Genomic DNA, 16,389 nt, shown 5'->3' with positions numbered 1-16,389 from the left:
GGCGCCGATGCGGCCCGATCGAACGAAGGACCCTAGTAGGTCTGCGGCTGCGTGGCCTTCGGGTCCGGGCCGTACGCGTTCGCGCTGCGGTCGCCCTCGATGCAGGTGAAGACGAGCAGGGTGATCGCACCCACCAGCGGGACGAAGCCGATCAGCAGCCACCAGCCGGAGCGGCCGGTGTCATGCAGGCGGCGGACGCTGACGCCGAGGCTGGGCAGCAGCACGGCGAGGTAGTAGAGCCCGGTCAGGGCCGGCGCCGTGTCGATCAGCGAGTCGATCACCGACACGATGATGATGGCGATGACGTTGAAGAGCACGTACATCCAGAATTCCTGGCGGCGCGCACGGCCGTTGAACACCGCGTACTGCTTCAGGACATCGAGGTACCACTGCATGTTGTCCCCCCAAGGGCGATGGAAGCCCGTCCTGAGCGGACCGAGCCTGAACGGCAGAACTTAGACGCCAGAACCCAGGTGCTTGAAGTGGTCGAGTCAAAACGTTATGGAACGTGGGCTGCTCTGCCGTGCTTGTCCTGGTTCGGGTTCTCAGTTCCGTCCCAGTACGACGGTTCCCGAGGAGCAGAACCAGCCACCCGTTCCCGAGGCCACCGCGAGTTCCGGAAGGCTTCCATCCGGCCTTCTGACCTGTCGTTCGCCCGCCTCGCCGCGGAGTTGACGGACGGCTTCCACCAGGAGGAACAGTCCACGCATCCCGGGATGGCAGGCCGAAAGTCCACCTCCGTCGGTGTTCACCGGGAGTTCGCCGGACAGCCCGATCCGGCCCTTCTCCACGAACGGACCGCCCTCGCCCTTCGCGCAGAAGCCCAGGTCCTCCAGGGTCACCAGGGTCATGTAGGTGAAGGCGTCGTAGATCTCGGCGAGGTCGATGTCGCCGGGCCGCACCCCCGCCCGCTCGAACGCCAGACGGCCCGAGACCGCCGCGGGGGAGACCGTGAAGTCGTCCCACTCGGACAGGGTGGAGTGCGAGACGTGCTCGCCCGTACCGAGGATCCACACCGGTTCCTTCGCGGTGTCCGGGACGCAGTCCTCGGCGGCCAGCAGCACCGCGCAGCCTCCGTCGCTGCGGATGCAGCAGTGCAGTTTGGTGAACGGGTCGGCGATCATCGGCCCCGACAGGACGTCGTCCACGGTGATCGGGTCACGGAACATGGCGTCCGGGTTGGCCGCCGCGTTCGCCCGGGCCCGGACGGCCACTTCGGCGAGCTGCTCCAGGGTCGTTCCGTACTCGTGCATGTGACGACGGGCGGCCATCGCGTACTTGGCGATCAGCGAGTGTCCGTACGGCACCTCGAACTGGAGCGGGCCGCGGGCCCCGAAGGAGAGATTGGACGTCCGGCGCCCCGCCTTGATGTCCGCACGCGCCGTCGACCCGTAGACCAGCAGGACGGCACGGGCGTGACCGGCGGCGATGGCGTCCGCCGCGTGGGCCGCCATCACCTCCCAGGTCGCTCCGCCGACCGCGGTGGACTCCACCCAGTGGGGTTTCAGTCCCAGGTATTCGGCGACCTCGACCGGGGCGAGCGTGCCGAGTCCGGCGGAGGCGAAGCCGTCCACGACGGACCGGTCCAGGCCCGAGTCCGCCAGTGCCCGGCGGGCGGCCTGGGCGTGCAGGGCGTACGGCGTGGCCTCGTCGACACGTCCGCAGTCGGCGAGGGATATGCCGACGACAGCGACCTTGCGGTGGGAAGAAGGCATGGATCTGACGGTACATCAGATAATGGCCGAACGGACCGCCCCGGCGGTGCGGGGATCTTCTCGGCCCCTCCCGCGCGCGACTCTGGGCATCTGCCGGGATCACCCCTAGCATGACGGACCGTCAGATCAGGGGATCGGTGCCCCTGAGGGGAAGGAGTCCGATGATGGATGCCGCCTTCACCGCGGAACAGGACGAGATCCGCCGCACCCTGCGCGCCCTGCTGGTCGAGCGCGGCCGGTCCGACGACATCGGGAGCGCCGTACGGACGGCCGCCGGGTACGACGACGGCCTGTGGCGCCAGCTCGCCCAGGAGCTCGGGCTGCCCGGTCTCGCCCTTCCGGAGGAGTACGGGGGCGCCGGCGGCGGGCTCGCCGGGCTTGCCGTCGCCTGCGAGGAGACCGGCCGTGCGCTGCTGCCGTCGCCGCTGATCGCCACCGCCGCACTCGCCGCACCCCTGATCGCCGCCCTCGGCACCGAGGCCCAGCGCGCCGCCCTGCTGCCGCGCATCGCCGCCGGCGGGCTGACCGCGACCCTGGCCGTCCCCGGTGCCTCGCTCGCCACCGCACTCGGCCTCACCGGTGACCCCACCCGGGGCGCCTGGGCGGGAGGTGGCCGGGCGGGCGGCATCCAGGCCACCTTTGTCGGCGGCGCGCAGGGCTGGCGGCTGTACGGGGAGGCCGCGCAGGTCCTCGACGGGCACAGTGCGGGACTTCTCCTGGTCGCCGCCCACACCGGCGGCTTCCCGCGCAGCCGCACGCTGCTCTTCCTGGTCCACCCGGACGAGGCGGCCGGACTCGTCCGCACCCGCAGGACCGTGCTCGACGAGACCCGCGCGGCGGCCCGGGTCGAACTGCGCGACACCGGCGCGGAACTGCTCGGCGAGGACGGCGCCGCGGATGTCGCCGAGGCGCTCGCCGCGACCGGACAGGGGGCCGCCGCACTGCTCGCCGCGGAGGCGGCGGGGGCGGCGGCGAGCGCACTGGAGCGGACCGCCGCCCATCTCGAGACGTGCGAACGGTCCGGCCGGGCAGGCGACTCCTCCCCGGTCGTGCGCCTTCGCCTCGCCGACCTGTACGTACGGGTGCAGGCGGCCCGCTCCGCCGCGTACTACGCGGCCCGGGACCCGGCCGCCGGGGGCCTCGCCCTCGCCCAGTGCCTGGAGGTGCTGCGCATCACCACCGCCGAGGCCGTCCAGCCGCACAGCGGCATCGGCTGCACCTGGGAACACGACGCGCATCGGTACTTCAAGCGGGCCGCGGCCGACGAACTGCTCTTCGGCCCCACCCACCGGCTCCGCGACCACGCCTGGCAGCAGGCGGAGCTGTCCGGGCCATCGGGCGGGCCACGGGACGGCCTGCCTTCCACGTCCGCGGAGCGCGTCGCCCCGGGCTCGGCCGAACAGGTGGTGGCCCGATGAATGTCGGCGTCCGGCTGGTCCAGAAGGTCTCCTCGACACGCACGTTCGCGCGGATCGCCCCGCATGTCATCCCCGCCATGGACCGTGCGGTGCACCGGCTCACGCGCGGCAAGGTACTGCTCAGCTCCAGGATGCTGCCCGGCCTGATCCTGACGGTGCCGGGGGCGAGGAGCGGTCTGCCCAGGACCACTCCGCTGGCCTGCATGCCGGAGAACGGTCCGGAACAGAGCTGGATCCTGGTCGGCAGCAATTTCGGCCGTACGGGGCACCCGGCCTGGACCGCGAATCTGCTGGCCCGGCCGGAGGAGGCCGTCGTCAACTGGAAGGGCCGGGACATCCCGGTGCGTGCCACGCTGCTGAAGGGGGCGGAACGGGACGCGGTGTGGCGGACGGCGCTCACGTTCTGGCCGCCCTATGCGGCGTACCAGGCACGGATCGAGCGGGAGATCCGGCTCTTCAGACTGGAGCGGCGGAGCGACGAGGCGGCCTGAGAGGGCCCGGACGCGGAAGCGGTGCACGGTTCCGCTGTGCGGGGCTGTGCGCGGGGCCGCACGGGGGCCGTGTGCGGGGGGTGTGGAAACGGTCCGGGTGCACCGACGGCGGACCACGCAGGTGGTCCGCCGTCGGTGAGACAGGACCTGGGGCGCCCGGAACGTGCCGCGCGGTGCCCAGTGCGGGAAGTGGCCTGAATGCGGTGCTATTTGGTCGGCTTCTTGCCAGTGATGCCCAGATGTACCAACAGGGCGAGATTCGGCTTGAGTTCGGCTTGCTTCACACCCCAGGTCGTGAAGCCCTTCTGGTGCGAGGCCACTGCGGCGAGCATCGCGACCAGGGAACCGGCCATCGCGGCCGCGCTGACGTCCTTGTCGACCTTGCCCTTGGCCTGGAGTTCCTTCACCGATTCCGTGAGGGAGTTGGTGACCGAGTTCAGGATCTTCATGCGGATCTTGTAGAACCGTTTGTCGCCCTCGGCCGCTCCGAGGTCGACCACGCGCAGGATCGCGTCATGGTGCCGCCAGAAGTCGAGGAACCCGTCGACGAGGTCCTCGGCGGTCTGCCGGCCGGCCTTGCCGACCCAGGAGCGGCCTGCGACCAGTTCGGTCAACTCGGCTCCCTCCTTGGCCATTTCTTCGGCGATTTCAAGGACGGCGCCCTCGACGTCGGGGAAGTATTGGTAGAAGGTCGCGGGGGAAGTGCCCGCCTTCCGGGCGACGTCGATGACCTTGACGTCCCGGTACGGCTCGGAACTGAGCATCTCGCCGAGGCAGTCGAGCAGCTTCTGCCGCGTGGCCTGTCCGCGCCGACCGGCTACGCGGCCGTCGACGGTGCGTACTTGTCCTGTCATGCCGTCAGCTTACCGACGGGTGATCGGAGCGCTATTCGGCCGAGTGCAAATGGGGAGCGCCGCAGACGGGGTAGGGGGAGTGGCCGGATGTCGACGGAGGCGACCCCCCACAGAGACAAGTCTTATCAACAGCCTGTGGATAACTTCCGTGGATAAGTTTCCGTGGCACTGCGGGTGACCCACCTCCCCTGTCGGAAATCTGTTCGATTTAAAGGTGTCGAGGCGCGGCACAGGCCACTCGCGGTTAGGTTTGCCGTGAGGAGCGTCACCCGTGGTGGACGGCGGGTGCCCGCGAGCGACCGCGGACAAGTGCTGACCAACCTGAACAGACTGCGAACGACCGCGACCCCTCGCGACGGAAGGATCCGGGCCCATGGCCGCATTCGCGCACTTCGAGCCGTGCTGGGTGGACGCGCAGCTTCCCGATCTGGAAGCGGGCAAGCGCTTCTACGGTGAGCTGTTCGGCTGGACCTTCCGCCCCGGCGACGGCCCGTACGCGGAAGCCCTCGGCGGCGGGAAGCTGGTCGCCGCGCTCGCCGCCAAACAGGACGGCCGGATGCCGACCGCCTGGGGCGTCTACTTCGCCACTGACGACATCGCCGCGACCGTCGCCCGTATCAGGGAGGCGGGCGGGCAGGTGATCATCGAGCCGCTCCCGGCCGGTGGGGCCGGAGTGCTCGCGCAGGCGGCCGACCCCGGCGGGGCCGTCTTCGGTCTCTGGCAGGCCGGGGAGCGCAAAGGCTTCCAGAAGTGGAACGAACCCGGTTCCTTCTGCTGGACCGAGGTGTACACCCGGCAGAAGGACCGCGTGGACGCCTTCTACGAGGAGGTCTTCGGCTTCCAGGGCACCGACCTGGGCGGGCCCGAGGAAGGTGCACCCGAGGAGGACGGGCCGGAGCAAGGTGCGCCCGGGGAGCGCGAACGCGAGGAAGGTGCACGGACGGAAGGCACCCCCGAGGAGGGCGGACCGGAGCAGGGCGGACCCGAGGAAGGCACCCCCGAGGAGGACCGACCGGACGCGGACCAGTCCGGAGCCGACGAGTCCCGGGCCGACGAATCACGCACGACCGGGTCCGGCACGGCCAGGTCCGCGGCCGACTTCCGCGTGTGGTCCCCCGCGGGCACGGAACCCGGGCCGGACACGGCGATCGGTGGGCGCCGCGTCCTCACCGACGCCTTCCCGGCCGAGATGCCCAGCTACTTCCTCATCTGCTTCGCCGTCGAGGACTGCAACACCACCGCCGGACACACCGTGCGCCTCGGCGGACGCATCACCACGCCACCCTTCGAGATTCCGTACGGCAGGATGGCGGTCCTCCAGGACGATCAGGGTGCCGTGTTCGCCGTACTCCAGCCCTCGGCGGCGGGAAGAGGGCAGAGTGGGCTGTGACACCCCGGCCCGCCCCCGGGTTCGCAACCGGAGCCTCAGCCAGGAACAATCGGGGTGCGCACCGCCGGGTGGTGCCCAGTGGTGAGACGCCGGACAGGGCGGGTTTCGCGGGTCTCCTCTTTGTGAGGCCCGTACGGGGAGGTGGCAGGGCAAGTGGTGGAGCAGCTGACGCAGCACGACCCGAGGCGGATCGGCCCGTTCGAGGTGCTGGGACGGCTCGGAGCCGGCGGCATGGGGCTGGTCTATCTCGCCCGCTCGGCTTCGGGCCGGCGGGTGGCGATCAAGACGGTGCGTACGGAGCTCGCCGAGGACCAGCTGTTCCGCGTCCGCTTCACGCGTGAGGTGGAGGCCGCGCGGGCCGTCAGCGGCTTCTACACGGCCGCGGTGGTGGACGCCGACCCGCGCGCCGCCGTGCCGTGGCTGGCCACCGCCTACGTGCCCGCCCCGTCGCTCGAGGAGATAGTGAACGAGTGCGGGCCCATGCCGGTCCAGGCGGTGCGCTGGCTCGCCGCGGGCATCGCCGAGGCGCTCCAGTCGATCCACGGAGCGGGACTCGTCCACCGGGACATGAAGCCGTCGAACGTGCTCGTCGTCGAGGACGGCCCGCGGGTGATCGACTTCGGGATCGCGTCCGGGGTCTCCAACACCCGGCTGACCATGACCAACGTCGCCGTCGGCACCCCCGCCTACATGTCGCCCGAGCAGGCGCGGGACTCGCGCGGCGTCACCGGCGCCAGCGACATCTTCTCGCTCGGCTCGACGCTGGCCTTCGCCGCCACGGGCCATGCGCCGTTCCACGGAGCCAACCCCGTCGAAACGGTCTTCATGCTGCTGCGCGAGGGACCGAACCTGGAGGGACTGCCCGACGAACTGCGGCCGCTGATCGATTCCTGTATGCAGATGGACGCCGGGCTGCGCCCCAGCCCCGCGGACCTGCAGGCCCGGCTCGCCCCGCACCTCTTCGCCTCCGGCAGCGACGACAGCGGCACCGCCTCGGCATGGCTGCCGGTCTCCGCCACCGCGATGATCGAGCAGCGCCGCGGCGGTGGGCGCAGGACGGCCGCCCCGGTGCCGCCGCCGCCCCAGCAGCCGCCCGCCGTCGACCCGGTCCCGGTGGCGCCGCATCGGCCCGACGGGGGTGGCCCGGTACGGCTGGCCGGCGCGAAGGTGCCGATCGGTCCCGGCCCGCGCGCCCAGGACGTACGGGCCGCCGCCACGGCCGTCGCGGACGCCGGCCCCGCCACCGGCTGGCTGCGCCCGCCCGCCGGTGTGAACGGCATCGCCCCCACCGCCCCGCCCGGTCCTCTTCCGGCGCCCGCGCACACCCCCGAGAGCGCTCCTCCGGACGCCGAACGCTGGCGGCCCTGGCGGTTCCGGATGTCCAACGACGTCTGGGGGACGCCCGTCGTCGCGGGGGACCTCCTCTACGTCACCTCGTTCGAGGTGCACGCCCTGGACGTCGGCAACGGACGCCGCCAGTTCAAGACGCGGGACGTGGCCTGGGTGATGGCCGTCGAGGGCGGCCGTATCCATGCCTCCGACGGGCCCTCGCTGTACGCCCTGGACGCGACGACCGGCGCCGAGCGGTGGCGGCTGCAGACGGATGCCTGGGTGTACTCCCTCAAGGCCGACCGTGGCACCGTCGTCACCGGCACCCGGGGCGGGGGCGTCCAGGCGTGGGAGGCGTCCACCGGCGAGAAGCTGTGGGAGAGCGGTGGCCTGCAGACCGACTTCGAGACACCGGAGGCCGGGCCCGCAGTCCACGACGGCACGGTCTACCTGTGGCAGGACGCCCGGTTGCGGGCCGTCGACGCCCGCACCGGCATCGAGCGCTGGTCGTACCCCATCGGCGACGCGGCCTCCTGCGGCGGTGTACCGGTCCGGGTGACCGCGGCGCCGGACGGTTTCGTGTACGTCAGCGCGGGTGCGCGGGTCCTGGCCGTCGACGCGGTGTCCGGTCACGTCCGCTGGCACTTCGAATCGCCCGCGGTCTTCCTCTCGCCGCCCGCCTTCGCACCCGGGCCTGCCGTCGCCGGCGGTGGCGTGTACCTCGCCGACTACCTCGGCACGGTGTACGCGATCGACGCCTCGACCGGCAAGGACCGCTGGCGCATCGCCACGGAGCCCCGGCAGTCGATCGAAGCGGTCCTGGTGGCGGCCGGGAACGTCCATGTCGGCAGCGGCAGTGCGCTGTACACGCTCGACGCGGTCACCGGCACCCCGAAGTGGCGGTTCGCGGCGGGCGGTGAGGTGGTGGGGGCCCCGGTGGTCGCCGACGGCCGGGTCCACTTCGGCTCCGCCGACCACGTCCTGTACACCCTGGACGCGGTCGGCGGCCAACTGCGCTGGAAGCTGGCGACCGGCGGGGAGATCACGGGTTCGCCGGTGGTGCGGGGCGGTGTCGTGTACGCGTGCAGCAAGGACCGGTGCGTGTACGCGCTGGACGCCGTGAAGGGGACGGGCACGGGCAACCGGCCCCGGACCTAGGGCCTTTCGTTTGGATCATGCCGGTCTCGCGTGCCCCGGCACCGCACCTCGCCGCGTTGTCGTCGGTCGGCATGGCTCCTTCCCCAAGCTCTCGGCTCCGCTCGAGCAGGGGAGACCTCATCCGACTCCTTCCTCCGCCTTGCGATGCACGGCACCGGACCCCGCTTCCTGGTCCAGCCTGATCCAAACGAAAGGCCCTGGGGGCGAGGGGCTGCCCATACCGCCCGGCCGCGTTCAGCCGTGCGGGGGCCGGTCCGTGCCGGGGTCCGGGCGGGCCGCCGGGTCGGGACCCGTGTACGGGTCCGGTTCGGGCTCCGGGAAGGTGCTCGTCTGCACGGACGGCCCCGGCTCCTGCGTGGGCGGCCAGGTGTCCGGGTGCGCCGAGCCGGGCGCCGGGTACGGCCGGTCGAGGTCCGCACGGCGCCTGCCGCGCCACCTGTCGCGCCGTCCCGACATGACCGCCGCGCCCACCAGCAGCAGTACCCCGCCACCCACCGCGCCCGCCACGCCCCAGCCCAGCCCGGAGCCGTCGCTCGCGACCGTCAGCCTGCCCAGCGCCTGCCCCTGGCGCACCATCCACAGCACGGTGAACCCGAGCACCACCACACCCGCCGCCGCCACCAGCAGCCGCGAGCGCAGCACCACACCGACCACCGTCAGCACGGCGGCGAAGAGAAAGGCCAGGAAGACCGAGCCCAGCGGTCCGGGCCGGGCGGCGGTGACGCCGGTGAACAACTCCTCGATCCGGTACTGGCGGCCGAGACGGCCGTCGTACCAGTCACGGAAGGGGCTCAGCACGGCGGCCGCCGCTCCTGCGAGAGCGAGAACCGAGCCGAGGACGTTGCGGACCATCATCGGCCTCCTGCCTGTGCCCGGCCGGCGTCACGAATCGGCACCACTTCGGCCTCGACGCTACGCCCGGTCCCCGGCCTTCGCCACCGTCCGCTACGGTGTCGCGCGTTCGTTCGACGAATCCAACAGCGTCGGCGTGGACATCGACATCGGGGGACATCGATGATGCGGCAGCACATAAAACTCTCTGCGGTACTGCTCGTCGTGGTACTCGCACTCACCGGCTTCTCCAGCTCCAGCCAGAAAAAAGGCCGGAGTGGCAAGAGCAGGGGATCGAGCAGCAGCAGCGGCGGCAGCAGTAGCAGCGGTGGAGGCTGCTCGAACTCCAAGAAGAGCAACGGTGGTTACCACGACTACGCCGACGAGAACGACGACGACAACGACGACTACGGCTCGTCGAGCGACTCGTCCTCCGGGGGCGGCGGGACACCGACCCCGACCGCCACCGCGTCCGAAGCGCCCAGCGCGTACGTCATCCGCTGCGCCCAGCCCCGCAAGGGCAAGCGCAAGGCCGTCACCTTCTCCACCGTCCGGCTCACGGCGAACGCCGTCGGCCCGCACACCTACGAAGTCGATGTGCAGTTCCTCGACAAGCTGGGCAACCTCGTCACCACGGGTGATGCGGAGGTGGACGCCGAGGGCGGCGAGACCACGACCGTGACCGTGCGGATGGACAGCACGCGCAACATCTCCCAGGTGGCGAAGTGCAAGGTCGACGCCGAGCTGAGCTACTGAGTGAGTGTCGTGACCGCGACTAACGCAACCTGAACCCGTTGCCGCCCCGCCCCTCGAACGCCTCCGCCTGCCGCTCCAGCGGCAGGTTCCCGAGCGTGATCAGGTGCGGGGCATGGGCCATGGCCTGCGCCCTGGCCGCCTCCTTCGCGGACCACACCGCCCGTACCGTCCCCTGCACGGCCAGGGTCGGGTACGAGGCGACCACGGCCGCCGCCCGCAGCGCTGCTGCCACCGCACCGCCCGGCTCCGTCACCTCACTGACCAGCCCGATCTCGTACGCCCTGCGGGCCGTGATCCGTTCGGCGGTGCCCATCAGCGACATCCGGGCCACTTCGCCGAACGGCATCCGCTGGGCCATGGAGATCGCCTCGTACGCGCTGACCATGCCGTACGTCGTGTGGGGGTCGAAGAACGTCGCCTCCTCGGACGCGATCACGAACTCGGCCTCGCCCAGCAGGTAGAACGCCCCGCCGCAGGCCATCCCCTCCACGGCCGCGATCACCGGCTTCCACAGGTCGTTCGCCTTCGGTCCGATCGTGAGCAGGGGATCGTCGATCGTGTACGGGGACGAGGGCTGCGGCACCTGAACCGACCGGTCGATCCCGGTGCAGAAGGCCCGGCCGCCCGCCCCGGTGAGGACGACCGCCCGCACCTCGTCGTCGTACCGGAACGCCCGCCAGGCGGCGGAGAGTTCGGCGGCGGTCGCCAGGTCGATCGCGTTGAGCTTCCCGGGCCGGTCGAGGGTGACGAGCGCGACCCCGGTCTCCTTGTCCGTCTCCGTCCGCAGTGCCATCGACGCTCACCTCTCCAACTGCCAGCGCACCAGGGTCATCCCGGACGGATCAGGGCAGAACACCGCCCGCACCGGCGCCCCGATCCGCAGCCGCCCCGGATCGACCGAGTCCAGCGGGGCGTCCGGACCGCTCACCACGTTCCCGACCAGCCGGATCTGCGGGGCCTCGGCCAGCTCGACCAGGACGGCGTTGTACGGGGCCTGTGCGGCGTACGCGGGCAGCAGCGGTGGGTGCGGCAGCACGTAGGACCAGATGCGTCCGCGGCCGCTCACCGGGCGCCACTCGTGCGCGAAGGACTGGCAGTGCGGGCAGCACGGCCGGGGCGGGAAGCGCAGTTCTCCGCACTCCGGGCCGGCGCAGGCCTGGACGCGGAGTTCGCCGCGGCCCGCGTACTCCCAGAAGGGGGCGCCGTCCTCGTCCACGACGGGCGTCAGCAGGGCATCCATCCCGGTCAACTCCTCAGTTCCTCAGCAGTACGGCGGACGTGGGAACGCCTTCACCGGCGGTGACCAGACAGGTCCCGGCATCCGGGACCTGCGCGGTGGAGACGCCGCGCAGTTGCTTCACGCCCTCGTTGATGAGGTTGAAGCCGTGCACATACGCCTCGCTGAGGCCGCCGCCCCCGGTGTTGATGGGCAGCCGCCCGCCGCTCTCCAGGGCCCCGCCCTCGGTGAACGCGGCGCCCTCGCCGCGGGCGCAGAAGCCGTAGCCCTCCAGGGAGAGCGGGATGAGCGGGGTGAACGCGTCGTAGATCTGCGCGACATCCACATCGTCCGGGCCGAAGTCGGCCTGCTTCCACAGCTGCCGGGCGGCCGTCCATGCCGGGCCGGAGAGCGGGTCGTCGTTCCAGTAGTTGACCATGCCGTGGTGCTGGGCGGGCAGCCCCTGGGCGACGGAGTGGATGTAGACGGGCTTCTGCCGGCAGTCGCGGGCCCGCTCGGCGGAGACGATGACGCAGGCCAGTGCCCCGTCCGTCTCCAGACAGTTGTCGAAGAGGCAGAGCGGCTCGCTGATCCAGCGCGAGGACATATACATGTCGCGGGTCAGCGGCCGTTCGTACATCACCGCGTCCGGGTTCTGGTTGGCGCGGTTGCGGCAGGCGAGGGCGACGTTGAAGAGATGGTCACGGGTCGCCCCGTACTCGTGCATGTACCGCCGCGCCAGCATCCCGATCTCGTCGGCCGGCCGCAGCAGCCCGTAGGGCCGGGTCCACTGGGCGGGGGTGGGCAGTTGCACGGAGGTGTTCTTCCAGGGCCGGGGCCCCGACCCCCGCTTCCGGGAACGCCAGGCCACCCCGACGCTCGCCTGCCCGGTCGCCACCGCGGCGGCCAGGTGCGCGACCGTGGCGCACGAACCGCCACCCCCGTAGCCCACCTTGCTGAAGAAGGTCACATCGCCCGCGCCGATCGCCTTCGCGACCTCGACCTCGTCGGTCTCCTCCATCGTGTATGAGGCGAAGGCGTCCACCTCCGACGCCTCGATCCCGGCGTCGTCGAGCGCCGCGACGATGGCCCGGCAGGCCAAGGTCCTCTCGGATTCGGGCAGTTGCCTGGCGAAGGCGGTCTGCCCTATGCCCGCTATCGCTGTCACGTCCTTGAGCGCCGCCACCCGCCACCTCCGAGACCGCCACGACTGCTGACAGCGGCAGAGGGTACAGCTAATCTGACGGATAGTCAGCTACTGCGTCAGGGAGGGCATCGATGCGCGGTGACGAGGAGTGGGGCAGCATTGCGGAGCTGATGCGCGCGGCGGCGCGGCGGTACGGCGACCGGGAGGCGGTCGTCGAGGGCCGGACCCGGATCTCGTACACCGAACTCGGCGACCGCGTCGAACGGGCGGCCGCCGCCTGCATGGCCTCGGGGGTCGAGCCGGGGGATCGGGTCGCGGTGTGGGCCCCGAACACCCTGGACTGGATCGTCTGCGCCCTGGGCGCCGTCACGGCCGGGGCGGTCCTCGTCCCCCTCAACACCCGCTTCAAGGGCACGGAGGCGGCGTACATCCTGGAACGCAGCCGGGCGAAACTGCTCTTCGTCACGGGCACCTTCCTCGGCACGTCGTACGTGGCGTCCCTGCGCCGGTCCGACCTACCGCTCCCGCACCTGGAACGGGTGGTGGTGCTGGCGGACGGCGCCCCCGACGACTACGTCACCTGGAAGGACTTCCTGGCGGCGGGGGAGCGGGTGTCCCCGGAGTCGGTGCGCACCCGGGCCGCCGCCATCGCCCCCTCGGACCCCTCCGACATCATCTACACCTCGGGCACCACGGGCCGGCCCAAGGGGGCCGTCATCACCCACGCCCAGACCCTGCGCGGCTACGCGATCTGGAGCGAACTGGCGGACCTGCGCGAGGGCGACCGCTATCTGATCGTGAACCCCTTCTTCCACACCTTCGGCTACAAGGCGGGCATCATCGCGTGCCTGATGCGGGGCGCGACGATGGTCCCGCAGCCGGTCTTCGACGTGGACACGGTGCTGGCCAACATCGCCGCCGAACGCATCTCGGTCCTGCCGGGCCCGCCCACCCTCCACCAGTCCCTCCTGGACCATCCGGCCCGGGACGCGCACGACCTCTCCGCCCTCCGCCTGGTGGTGACGGGCGCCGCGGTGGTCCCTCTGCGCCTGGTCGAACGCCTGCGCGGGGAGCTGGGCATCGCCACCGTCCTCACCGCGTACGGCCTGTCCGAGGCGAGCGGCATCGTCACGATGTGCCGCCGTGGCGACCCGGCCGAGACGATCGCCTCGACCTCCGGCCGGGCGATCCCCGGCACCGAGGTCCGCGTCGAGGCCGCACCGGGTGCCCCCGGTGAGATCCTGGTCCGCGGCTTCAACGTGATGCAGGGCTACTTCGAGGACCCGAAGACCACGGCGGCCACGATCACCCCCGACGGCTGGCTGCACACCGGCGATGTGGGCGTCCTCGACGCGGACGGCAACCTGCGGATCACCGACCGGATCAAGGACATGTTCATCGTCGGCGGCTTCAACGCCTACCCCGCCGAGATCGAACAACTCCTCGGCCTGCACCCGGACGTGGCCGATGTGGCGGTGATCGGCGTTCCGGACCCCCGGCTCGGCGAGGTGGGCAAGGCGTACGCGGTGCGCAGACCGGGCGCGACGGTGACGGCCGACGACCTGATCGCCTGGTCGAGGCGCGAGATGGCGAACTACAAGGTCCCGAGGTCGGTGGAGTTCGTGACGGAGCTGCCGCGCAATGCGAGCGGCAAGGTGCTGAAGGGGGAGCTGCGGGGGCGGGCGGGGGTCTGACGGCTCGGGGTTCGAGCCGGGGTGCGCGAGTCCGGCTCGAACCCCGAGCCGGACGAGGCGCTAACCGAGGTTCTTCCAGAAGGCGTAGCGGTGGTCGGCCGTGAAGTCCGTGCGCGTCCAGGTTTGGGAGGACAGCGACTGCACGTATCCCCGCTCGCCGCGGAAGGCCGGCCAGTCCGTCCGGCCCGAGGCGGCGAAACCCACCCAGGTGCGGAGCATCCGCTCGCGGAAGGGTTCCTGCTCATCCTTGATGTCCGTAAAGAGGGACAGGTCGAACAGGTACGGGAGTTCGGCCATGTGCTGGGCGCGCTGGTCGAAGCTGGGGGCCGGGTACCCCCGGAACCACGGGGTGTCGCGCTCGCTGAACTCGTACATCCGGGTCGGTGTCCACTGCGACAGCAGGCGCGCGGTGTCGAGTGCCGGGACCGACCACATCGCGTCGGTGAGGACCGTGGCCAGGGCTTCGCCCGCGGAGGGGAACGCGCTCAGGGGGTAGCGCTTCAGCACGGCGTCGGCCCGGTCGCCGAACCGCTCCCGGACGGCGGGTCCGTACTCCTCGGACTTCATCGGTTCCGCACCCGGGGCCAGTTCCTCACCGAGGACCCTGCCGCGTTCCTCGTCGTGGTTGACCCCGACGAGCACGGGCACCCGGTTGAACTTCCCGGTGCGCAGGGCCTGGGCGGGCGCAAGGGGAAGCAGTTTCGTCCCGGCCACCGGGCGGGGCTCGTTGAACGCGCCGTACGCCTCCAGCAGTGTCGCCACCGGCACCTTGCGCATGCAGGGCGCCGTGTTCTTCTCGCAGCCCACCGCCGCGACGACGCGCTCGGCGTCGGCCTCCGCCTCCGCCCTGGTGCGGCTGCCACCGGTGGCGCACGGCGCGCTCTGCACGACGGCCCTGTCGAAGAGCCCTGCCGACAGGGGGGAGGCGAGGTGGTCGCAGACGCTGTAGCCACCGCCCGACTGGCCCATGACCGTGACGTTCCGAGGGTCGCCGCCGAAGGCCGCGGCGTTCTCGCGCACCCAGCGCAGGGCGGCCTGCTGGTCCTGGAGCCCGAGGCCGTCCGCGCCGGGCAGGGACGGGTCGCTCAGGAAGCCCATGACGCCGAGCCGGTAGTTCATCGAGACGACGACCGCGCCCTCGGCGGCCAGCCGCTCGGGTCCGTACAGGTCGCCGGTGCCGTACATCAGGCTGCCGCCGTGGATCCATACGATCACCGGGCGTTCTCCGTCTGCCCCGGCCGGAGTCGTGACGTTCAGATAGAGGCAGTCCTCGCTCTCGCTGGGGACCCCGATCGGAAGCCCTTGCGGCTGCGCGCAGGCCGGGCCCGGGGCGGTCGCCGCGCGCACCCCCGTCCAGTCCGCCGCGGGCCCGGGTGCCCGCCAGCGCCGTTCGCCGACGGGCGGGGCGGCATACGGAATGCCCTGGAAGCTGCGTACCTGCCCGTCGGTGCTGCCACGCACCGTGCCGTGCGTCGTGCTGACGACCGTGCTGCCGGACTGGGCGGGCCGGGTCGCGGCAGCGGCGGTCGGGGCGAGCCCCGACCCCAGCACCAGTCCTAACGCCAGGGCGGCGACGGACCCTGCGGAAACGCTCTTGGTGTGAGTCATGGCAAGGACCGTAGAAGGATTAGATCGATCGCGCAATGCGTTCGCATGAATCGACCGCCTCAGGCGTTCGCGTGAGGTGTGCTAATTTCCTGGCATGGGAAACCGTGAAGCCTTGCTCATCGGCGCGAAGGCGTGTCTGCGGGAGAAGGGGTACGACCGCAGCAGCGTCCGGGACATCGCCACCGCGGCCGGTGTGAGCATGGCGGCCATCGGCTACCACTACGGCTCCAGGGAGGCGCTCCTCAACCAGGCCCTGTTCGAGATCCTCGACGAATGGGGGGACGCGATGGGTCGCGCCCTGGTCCCCGATGCCGACGGATCGACCCGGCGTCACTTCGAGCGGATGTGGGAGGGCCTGATCGCGGATTTCGGGGCCCATCCCGATCTGTGGGTGGCCTCGGTGGAGCTGTTCATGCAGGCTCGGCGGCAGCCCGAACTGCGGGCCGCGCTGGCGGACGGCCTCTGCCAGGGGCGCCGCGGCATGGCGGCGATCCTCGGCGGCGTGGCCGAGGATCAGGTCACCGAGCATGCCGCGCGGACCATCGGCAGCGTTCACATGGCCCTGATGTCAGGCCTGTTGATCCAGCACCTCGGTGACCCGGGGGCCGCGCCCACGGCCGGGGAGGTTCTCGAAGGGCTCCGGGGTCTGGCTGAACTCGCACGCTGAGCCGTACGCCGGCCGGGCTCCGGGGGAGCATTCCCTGGCTCACCGGCCGCCACCGGACAGGACGCTCTCCCCGCCCCGGCTGACCCGACCGGGCCATCACCACGACGCGGGAAGG

Annotated in this window: 15 protein-coding genes; 7 read left to right on the top strand and 8 right to left on the bottom strand. The window is 71.5% G+C overall.

All coding sequences use genetic code 11. From position 1 onward, the window contains the following. Positions 1-32: 32 nt before the first annotated feature. Both AB0L71_RS04675 and AB0L71_RS04670 read right to left on the bottom strand, forming a co-directional pair. Positions 33-395, bottom strand: coding sequence for a DUF805 domain-containing protein (locus AB0L71_RS04675; RefSeq protein WP_365237779.1), 363 nt, complete (start codon positions 393-395; stop codon positions 33-35). Positions 396-545: 150 nt separating this feature from the next. After that, positions 546-1,715 carry an acetyl-CoA acetyltransferase gene (locus AB0L71_RS04670; RefSeq protein ID WP_365237778.1) on the bottom strand — a complete coding sequence of 390 codons (1,170 nt, stop codon included), beginning with the start codon at positions 1,713-1,715 and terminating at the stop codon, positions 546-548. 164 nt (positions 1,716-1,879) lie between these two features. Between AB0L71_RS04670 and AB0L71_RS04665 the strand changes: the two genes are divergently transcribed. Then, positions 1,880-3,133, top strand: a complete 1,254-nt coding sequence (locus AB0L71_RS04665; protein WP_365237777.1) for an acyl-CoA dehydrogenase family protein — start codon at positions 1,880-1,882, stop codon at positions 3,131-3,133. Continuing rightward, positions 3,130-3,624: a nitroreductase family deazaflavin-dependent oxidoreductase gene (locus AB0L71_RS04660; RefSeq protein WP_365237775.1), complete on the top strand. Its 495-nt coding sequence runs from the start codon at positions 3,130-3,132 to the stop codon at positions 3,622-3,624. The genes AB0L71_RS04665 and AB0L71_RS04660 overlap by 4 nt, the downstream gene beginning before the upstream one ends. 206 nt (positions 3,625-3,830) lie before the next feature. Here the strand turns inward: AB0L71_RS04660 and AB0L71_RS04655 are convergent, their stop codons facing one another. Further along, on the bottom strand, positions 3,831-4,478 hold the full coding sequence (locus AB0L71_RS04655) for a TetR family transcriptional regulator (RefSeq protein ID WP_365237772.1): 648 nt from the start codon (positions 4,476-4,478) through the stop codon (positions 3,831-3,833). A 373-nt stretch (positions 4,479-4,851) separates the two neighbouring features. Here AB0L71_RS04655 and AB0L71_RS04650 point away from each other — a divergent pair, with 373 nt between their 5' ends. Then, on the top strand, positions 4,852-5,868 hold the full coding sequence (locus AB0L71_RS04650) for a VOC family protein (protein ID WP_365237769.1): 1,017 nt from the start codon (positions 4,852-4,854) through the stop codon (positions 5,866-5,868). Between the two features lie 156 nt (positions 5,869-6,024). Further along, entirely contained in the window at positions 6,025-8,355 is a 2,331-nt protein-coding gene (locus tag AB0L71_RS04645; protein WP_365238352.1) for a serine/threonine-protein kinase, read from the top strand. A 234-nt stretch (positions 8,356-8,589) separates the two neighbouring features. On the opposite strand, the gene AB0L71_RS04640 is transcribed toward AB0L71_RS04645, so the two are convergent. Then, positions 8,590-9,207, bottom strand: a complete 618-nt coding sequence (locus AB0L71_RS04640) for a hypothetical protein (protein WP_365237766.1) — start codon at positions 9,205-9,207, stop codon at positions 8,590-8,592. 162 nt (positions 9,208-9,369) lie between these two features. On the opposite strand from AB0L71_RS04640, the gene AB0L71_RS04635 reads away from it, so the two are divergent. Next, positions 9,370-9,942 (top strand): hypothetical protein, encoded by a 573-nt coding sequence (locus AB0L71_RS04635; protein WP_365237763.1) that lies wholly within the window; start codon positions 9,370-9,372, stop codon positions 9,940-9,942. Between the two features lie 19 nt (positions 9,943-9,961). On the opposite strand, the gene AB0L71_RS04630 is transcribed toward AB0L71_RS04635, so the two are convergent. The 3 genes from AB0L71_RS04630 to AB0L71_RS04620 are packed head-to-tail and all read right to left on the bottom strand — an operon-like array spanning position 9,962 to position 12,344. Continuing rightward, complete coding sequence (locus AB0L71_RS04630; RefSeq protein ID WP_365237760.1) at positions 9,962-10,735, bottom strand: enoyl-CoA hydratase/isomerase family protein; 774 nt, start codon at positions 10,733-10,735, stop codon at positions 9,962-9,964. Between the two features lie 6 nt (positions 10,736-10,741). Then, positions 10,742-11,182, bottom strand: coding sequence for an OB-fold domain-containing protein (locus AB0L71_RS04625; RefSeq protein ID WP_365237757.1), 441 nt, complete (start codon positions 11,180-11,182; stop codon positions 10,742-10,744). Between the two features lie 13 nt (positions 11,183-11,195). Next, positions 11,196-12,344, bottom strand: coding sequence for a lipid-transfer protein (locus AB0L71_RS04620; protein ID WP_365237755.1), 1,149 nt, complete (start codon positions 12,342-12,344; stop codon positions 11,196-11,198). Positions 12,345-12,436: 92 nt separating this feature from the next. On the opposite strand from AB0L71_RS04620, the gene AB0L71_RS04615 reads away from it, so the two are divergent. Next, entirely contained in the window at positions 12,437-13,999 is a 1,563-nt protein-coding gene (locus tag AB0L71_RS04615) for a FadD3 family acyl-CoA ligase (protein ID WP_365237753.1), read from the top strand. Positions 14,000-14,059: 60 nt separating this feature from the next. On the opposite strand, the gene AB0L71_RS04610 is transcribed toward AB0L71_RS04615, so the two are convergent. Next, the gene (locus AB0L71_RS04610) at positions 14,060-15,607 is read right to left on the bottom strand and encodes a carboxylesterase family protein (RefSeq protein WP_365237751.1); all 1,548 of its coding nucleotides are present in this window, start codon (positions 15,605-15,607) and stop codon (positions 14,060-14,062) included. Between the two features lie 94 nt (positions 15,608-15,701). On the opposite strand from AB0L71_RS04610, the gene AB0L71_RS04605 reads away from it, so the two are divergent. Then, entirely contained in the window at positions 15,702-16,274 is a 573-nt protein-coding gene (locus AB0L71_RS04605; RefSeq protein WP_365237748.1) for a TetR/AcrR family transcriptional regulator, read from the top strand. The last annotated feature ends 115 nt before the right edge of the window (positions 16,275-16,389 follow it).

The organism is Streptomyces sp. NPDC052052 (genome assembly GCF_040680455.1).
In the GTDB taxonomy this organism is placed as follows: Bacteria; Actinomycetota; Actinomycetes; order Streptomycetales; family Streptomycetaceae; genus Streptomyces.
Note: the sequence above shows the minus strand (reverse complement) of the source record. Positions and strands in the feature narration are given on the sequence as shown.